A 6,664-nucleotide genomic window follows, 5' to 3' on the forward strand; every position below is an offset into this window, starting at 1 on the left:
CTCCCCGCCCCCACCGGGGAGGGGCACGGCCGGTGCCCGCACGGCCACTCGACGACCTACCTCACCCCATGGGGCTGCCATGACCGACACCGCTCCCGCGATACCCCCGGCCACCCAAGTCACCCTGCCCGACGGGCGGGTGGAACTCGCCCCCGGCTCCACCCCGCCCAGCGGCCCCTACGCCAACGCGGACCTGCTGCCCGTCCCCGTCGAACGGCGGACCTGGACCACGTACAACTTCTGCGCCCTGTGGGTCGGCATGGCCCACAACACCGCCTCCTGGACCCTCGCCTCCGGGCTGATCGCCGTCGGCATGGACTGGAAGCAGGCGGTGTTCACCATCGCCCTCGCCAATGTGATCGTGCTCGTGCCGATGCTGCTCACCGGGCACGCCGGACCCAAGTACGGCATCCCCTTCCCGGTGTTCGCCCGCGCCTCCTTCGGTGTCCGCGGCGCCAACCTGCCCGCCGTCGTACGGGCCCTCGTGGCGTGCGGCTGGTTCGGCATCCAGACCTGGATCGGCGGCGAGGCCATCTACTTCCTCGCCGGGAAACTCATCGGCGACGGCTGGAGCGACGCCGGGAAGATCGGCGGGTACGCGTGGACGATGTGGCTGTCGTTCGCGCTGTTCTGGGTGCTACAGGTCGCCATCATCTACCGCGGCATGGAGACCATCCGCCGCTTCGAGAACTGGGCGGCGCCGTTCGTGCTGGTCGGCGCGTTCGTGATGCTGTGGTGGATGAGCAGCAGAGCGGGCGGCTTCGGCCCGCTGCTCGACCAGCCGTCCAAGCTCGGCTGGGGCGGCGACTTCTGGAAACTGTTCTGGCCGTCCCTCATGGGCATGATCGGCTTCTGGTCCACGCTGTCCCTGAACATCCCCGACTTCACCCGCTACGGCCGCAGCCAGCGCGCCCAGACCTGGGGCCAGGCCCTCGGCCTGCCCACGACGATGACCCTGTTCGCGTTCCTGTCCGTGATGGTCACCTCCGGGTCCGCCGCCGTCTACGGCGAACCCGTCTGGGACCCGGTACAGCTCGCCGCGAAGACGGACAACGAGGTCGGACTGCTGTACGCGCTGGTGACCGTGCTGGTCGCCACCCTGTCCGTCAACATCGCCGCCAACCTGGTCTCCCCGGCGTTCGACTTCTCCAACGTGGCGCCCCGCAAGGTGAGTTTCCGCACCGGCGCGCTCGTCACCTGTGTGCTCGCCGTGCTGATCTTCCCGTGGAAGCTGTACTCCGACCCGCAGGGCTACATCTTCACCTGGCTCGGCCTCGTCGCCGGTCTGCTCGGCACCGTCGCCGGCATCCTCATCGCCGACTACTGGCTGCTGCGCCGCGCCCGCCTCGACCTGGCCGACCTGTACCGCGCGGAGGGACGCTACTGGTACGCGGCCGGCTGGAACTGGCGGGCCGTCGTCGCGTTCGCGGTGGGCGGTGTCCTCGCCGTCGGCGGCGCGGACTTCCACCCCCTCGTCGACGGCCGGCCCGTCCCGGCGCTCAGCTCCCTCGCGGACTACGGCTGGGCGGTGGGGCTCGGCACGTCGCTGGTGCTGTATCTGCTGCTGATGACGGTACGTCAGCCGCGGACACCGGCGGCCTGATCCGGTCCGGCCGGGTCCTCGCGCACCCGGCCGGGTGCCGTCCTCACTGGCCCTTCGACTGGTTCGCGAGGGAGGCCACGGCCTCCTTCGCGGCCTTGATGGCACCCTTGTTGATCTCGTCCGTGCCGGGTGCCTTCTTCGTCTCGAAGTCGCTGCCGTTGTACGTCACGATCACCAGCGCGTTGTCCGTACGGGCGACGACCACGCCCTCACGGGTCTGCTGCTTGTCCTCGGTGGTGAGGTTGACGACGGAGTACGCCTCGTTGCCGAGGCCCGGCACCGGGCCGCCGCCGCTCTTCTCCTTGACCCGGTCCATGTACGACTGGTGCGCCTCGTCCGCCGAGTCCGCGAGGTCGTACGTGATGTCCAGCCAGCGGTAGTCGTACCCCTTCAGCGCGTTCCACGAGCACGTACGGCGCACGGTGGTGTCCGTGGACGGTATCTCCCGGCCGGCGGCCTTCGCGCCCGGCACCAGCGAGGTGATCGTCTTCTCGCTCAGGCCCTTGCAGGGCGCGGGCGCGGTCGCGTACGTCTTGGACACCGCGGACGTCGACGGCGCGGAGGTCGACTGCGTGGTGGTCTCCGTCTTCCCGGGCGAGGACTGCGCCCCGGCCGTCGGGGCCGAGGACAACGGACCGGACGACAGGGCCCAGCCGAGCGTGGCGAGCACGGCCACCGGGGACAGGCGCGCGGTCAGGGCGAGCGGCAGGGAAAAGGTTCGCACGGCGCACTTCTCGTGGGGGAGGGCTGCGGACCGGTCCACAGTGTGGACGGGACGACAGTCTCACACGTCTCACTGTGCTGCGGAAGGCCCAACTCGCTCCGTACAGACGCCGTCACGTCCTGAACGCAATTCCGTGCCTGCATGGGCGATTTGAGGCGAATGTCCCTCGTGGTGTTCCGGGCCGACGCACAGCGCCCGCCCCCGGCTCAGGGCATCGGGCACGGCTCAGGGTCTCCGGGCACGGCTCAGGGTCTCCGGGCACGGCTCAGGGCATCGGGCACGGCTCACGGCACCCGCCCCCGGCTCACGGCACCCGGGCCGTCCACTCCGGGGAGGAGAACTTCGTCTCGGCCAGTTCGCGGGCGCGGGACAGCTCCTCGTCCGTGATCTTGCCGATCGTCAGCCCGTACCGGCCGCGGAAGGACTCGATCATCCGGTCGATGACCGCCTCACGCGGCAGACCCGTCTGCCGGCGCAGCGGATCGACCCGCTTCTTCGCGCTCTTCGTGCCCTTGTCGGACAGCTTCTCCCGGCCGATGCGCAGCACCTCGACCATCTTGTCCGCGTCGATGTCGTACGCCATCGTCACGTGGTGCAGCAGCGCGCCGGGGCCGCCCGGCGGGCCCACGATCCGCTTCTGCGCGGCGCCCGCGATCTTGCCCTGGTCGGTGGCGATGTCGTTCAGCGGCTGGTACCAGGCCTTGACGCCCAGCTCACCGAGCGCGCCGAGCACCCAGTCGTCCAGATAGGCGTAGCTGTCCTGGAAGGACAGCCCCTGCACCAGCGACTGCGGAACCGACAGCGAGTACGTGATGGTGTTGCCGGGCTCCACGAACATCGCCCCGCCGCCGGAGATCCGCCGCACCACCTCGACGCCGTGCCGGGCCGCGCCCCGCGCGTCCACCTCGTTGCGCAGCGACTGGAAACTGCCGATGATCACCGCCGGGGCGGCCCACTCCCACACCCGCAGCGTCGGCGGCCGTCGCCCTGCCGCCACCTCCGCCGTCAGCACCTCGTCCAGCGCCATGTGCAAGGCGGGAGGCTGCGGGCCCTCGTGGATCAGCTGCCAGTCGTAGTCCGTCCAGTCCGTGGCGTGCGCCAGGGCCCGGCGCACGGCGACCCCGATGCCCTCCGACGTCAGCCCGTACATCACCGTGCCCGCCGGGAGCGCCGCGTCGATCCGCGCGGCCAGGTCCGCCGCGTCCGCGTCCGCGGGGGCGCCCTCCAGCGCCCCGTTCACCGCGTCCAGCGCCTCGTCCGGCTCCAGGAAGAAGTCGCCCGCCACGCGCACCCCGCGCAGCACGCCGTCCTCGACGTCCGCATCGACGACGACCAGCTTGCCGCCAGGGATCTTGTACTCACCGTGCACCGCTCGGCCTCCGTTCTGCCGCAGGGGATCAACGCGGGGCGCCGTCGCGGTGTTCCCGCGCTGCGGGCACCTCCGTACGATCACCCGGGCGGCGGTACCGAGCCGGCACCGAGCAGGACCCCGACCCCGAGGAGCGCTCCCGTGTTCACCACCCGGCCCACCCTCCAGGGCACCTTCGGCATGGTCTCCAGCACGCACTGGCTGGCCTCCCAGTCGGCGATGGCCGTCCTGGAGGACGGCGGCAACGCCTACGACGCGGCCGTCGCGGGCGCCTTCGTCCTGCACGTGGTGGAGCCGCACCTGAACGGGCCCGCGGGCGAGGTGCCGATCCTGCTCGCACCGGCCGGCGGCGAGGTTCGCGTGCTGTGCGGGCAGGGCGTCGCCCCCGCCGGGGCGACCGTCGACCACTACCGGGGCCTCGGCCTGGACCTCGTGCCGGGCACCGGGCCGCTCGCCGCCGCCGTGCCCGGCGCCTTCGACGCGTGGCTGCTCCTGCTGCGCGACCACGGCACCAAGTCCCTCGCCGACGTGCTGAAGTACGCCATCGGCTACGCCGAGCACGGGCACGCGCCCGTGGAGAACGTCGGCGCGACCGTGGAGGCCGTACGGGAGCTGTTCGAGACGGAGTGGACGTCGTCGGCCGAGGTCTATCTGCCCGGCGGGCGCGCGCCCCGTCCCGGGGAGCTGCTGCGCAACCCCGCGCTCGCCGCGACCTGGAAGCGGCTGCTCGCGGAGGTCGCCGGGAAGCGGGGGCGGGAGGAGCAGATCGACGCGGCCCGCGCGGTGTGGCGCACCGGGTTCATCGCCGAGGCGCTGGTCCGGCAGGCCGCCCGGCCCACCCTCGACACCAGCGGCGAGCGGCACACCGGCACTCTCGACGGCGAGGACCTCGCCGCCTGGTCCGCGACCTACGAGACCCCGGCGACGTACGACTGGAACTGCTGGACCGTGTGCAAGGCCGGCCCCTGGAGCCAGGGCCCCGTCCTGCTCCAGCAGCTCGCCCTGCTCCCGCCCGACCTGCCGCCCTACGGCTCCGCCGCATACCTGCATCTGCTGATCGAGGGCTGCAAGCTCGCCATGGCGGACCGGGAGGCCTGGTACGGCGACGCCGCCGACGTGCCGCTGGACGACCTGCTGTCGGCCGACTACAACGCCGGGCGGCGGGCCCTGATCGGCGCCGACGCCTCCCGCGAGCTGCGGCCCGGCAGCCCCGGCGGACGCACCCCGCGCCTGCCGGCCCACGCGCGCGTGGCCGCCGACGGGCAGGGGGAGCGGGCCCTGGACGTGGCCATGGGCGCGGGGGAGCCCACCGTCGCCGTACACCCCGCGCAGGCCGTGGACGGGCACGGGGAGCCGGCCGTCGCCGCCGACGGTCTCACCCGCGGCGACACGTGCCACCTCGACATCGTCGACCGCTGGGGCAACATGATCTCCGCCACCCCCAGCGGCGGCTGGCTCCAGTCGAACCCGGTCGTGCCCGAGCTCGGCTTCCCGCTCGGCACCCGGTTGCAGATGACCTGGCTGGAGGAGGGGCTGCCGAACTCCCTCACGCCGGGCCGCCGCCCCCGCACCACCCTCACCCCGTCGATCGCCCTGCGCGACGGCGAACCCGTCCTCGCCTTCGGCACCCCAGGGGGCGACCAGCAGGACCAGTGGCAGACGCACTTCTTCCTCGCCGTCGCCCTGCGCGCCCCGGTCCGCGGCGGCCCCGACCTCCAGGGCGCCATCGACGCCCCGAACTGGCACAACGACAGCTTCCCCAGCTCCTTCCACCCGCGCGGCATGCGCCCCGGCAGCGTCACCGTCGAGGCCCGCACCGACCCCGCCGTCGTCGCCGGGCTGCGCCGCCGCGGCCACGACGTCACCGTCGGCCCCGCCTGGTCGGAGGGCCGGCTGTGCGCCGTCGCCCGCGACCCGCGCACCGGCGTGCTGTCGGCGGCGGCCAACCCGCGCGGCATGCAGGGGTACGCCGTCGGACGCTGACCGGGGGCTCATCGGCCGCGGCGCCTTCCGTCCCCGGCACGGCCGCCGCCGCACGGCCCGCGCTGTTCACCGCGATTCCACCCCCACTGCACGGGCCCGTCGGGGAGTGTCAGTGGGCCGTGCTCTCATGGAGGGGTGATCAAGAACAGCGAAACCATCGACGAGTTTCTCGCCCACGCCTCGGCCGACGTGGAGAAGGCGGTGCGGGCCGCCGCCGCGGCCGAGATCATGCCGCGCTTCCGCCGACTCGCCGCGCACGAGGTCGACGAGAAGTCCGGCCCGCACGACCTGGTGACGGACGCCGACCGCGAGGCCGAGCGGCAGCTGACCGAGGCGCTCGGCGCGCTGCTGCCGGACTCCGTCGTCGTGGGCGAGGAGACGGTGCACGCCGACCCGGCGTCGTACGAGGCGATACGGGGCGAGGCACCGGTGTGGATCGTCGACCCGGTCGACGGCACCCGGCAGTTCGTGCGCGGCGAGGACGGCTTCTGCACCCTGGTCGCCCTCGCACAGGGCGGCGTGGTGCACGCCTCGTGGACGTACGCCGCCGCCCGCGACCAGCTCGCCACCGCGGTGCGCGGACACGGCGCCTTCCTCGACGGGCAGCGGCTGTTCGCCGGGCCGCCCGAGCCGGGCCGTGACCTGACGGTGGCCACCTCCCACCCCGACTTCACCACCGACGAGCAGAAGCACGCCCTGCTCGCCCTGCGCACCGGCGGCATCGCACCCCGTCCGTGCGGCTCGGCCGGCCTGGAGTATCTGGCCGTGGCGCGTGGCGAGCTGGACGCGGTGGCGTTCTCGTGGGAGGCCGCGTGGGACCACGCGGCGGGCCTGCTGCTGGTCGAGGAGGCCGGCGGCGCCCACCTCACCCGCGCCCGCGAGCCGTTCCGTGTCACCGGCGGCAACACGCTGCCGTTCACCGCGGCCCGCGACACGGCCACGGCGCGCCGCATCGCGGGGCTGCTGGCGGGGGAGGAGGGGTGAG

The 6,664-nt window shown here is 73.2% G+C and carries 5 protein-coding genes; 3 read left to right on the forward strand and 2 right to left on the reverse strand.

The genetic code is table 11. The features are described from left to right. The first annotated feature begins 79 nt into the window (after nucleotides 1-79). Complete coding sequence (locus MTQ10_RS25925) at nucleotides 80-1,603, forward strand: NCS1 family nucleobase:cation symporter-1 (protein ID WP_247472583.1); 1,524 nt, start codon at nucleotides 80-82, stop codon at nucleotides 1,601-1,603. 43 nt (nucleotides 1,604-1,646) lie between these two features. Here the strand turns inward: MTQ10_RS25925 and MTQ10_RS25930 are convergent, their stop codons facing one another. Together MTQ10_RS25930 and MTQ10_RS25935 are read right to left on the reverse strand one after the other, a co-directional pair. Beyond that, nucleotides 1,647-2,327, reverse strand: a complete 681-nt coding sequence (locus MTQ10_RS25930) for a hypothetical protein (RefSeq protein ID WP_247472584.1) — start codon at nucleotides 2,325-2,327, stop codon at nucleotides 1,647-1,649. A 304-nt stretch (nucleotides 2,328-2,631) separates the two neighbouring features. Further along, a complete protein-coding gene (locus tag MTQ10_RS25935; protein ID WP_247472585.1) occupies nucleotides 2,632-3,696 on the reverse strand; it encodes a lipoate--protein ligase family protein in 1,065 nt (354 codons plus the stop codon). 141 nt (nucleotides 3,697-3,837) lie between these two features. Between MTQ10_RS25935 and MTQ10_RS25940 the strand changes: the two genes are divergently transcribed. Then, nucleotides 3,838-5,679, forward strand: coding sequence for a gamma-glutamyltransferase family protein (locus tag MTQ10_RS25940; RefSeq protein WP_247472586.1), 1,842 nt, complete (start codon nucleotides 3,838-3,840; stop codon nucleotides 5,677-5,679). A gap of 135 nt (nucleotides 5,680-5,814) precedes the next feature. Beyond that, nucleotides 5,815-6,663, forward strand: coding sequence for an inositol monophosphatase family protein (locus tag MTQ10_RS25945; RefSeq protein WP_247472587.1), 849 nt, complete (start codon nucleotides 5,815-5,817; stop codon nucleotides 6,661-6,663). Nucleotide 6,664: the final 1 nt, after the last annotated feature.

Source organism: Streptomyces sp. XM83C (assembly GCF_023072675.1).
Taxonomy (GTDB): Bacteria; Actinomycetota; Actinomycetes; order Streptomycetales; family Streptomycetaceae; genus Streptomyces; species Streptomyces thermocoprophilus.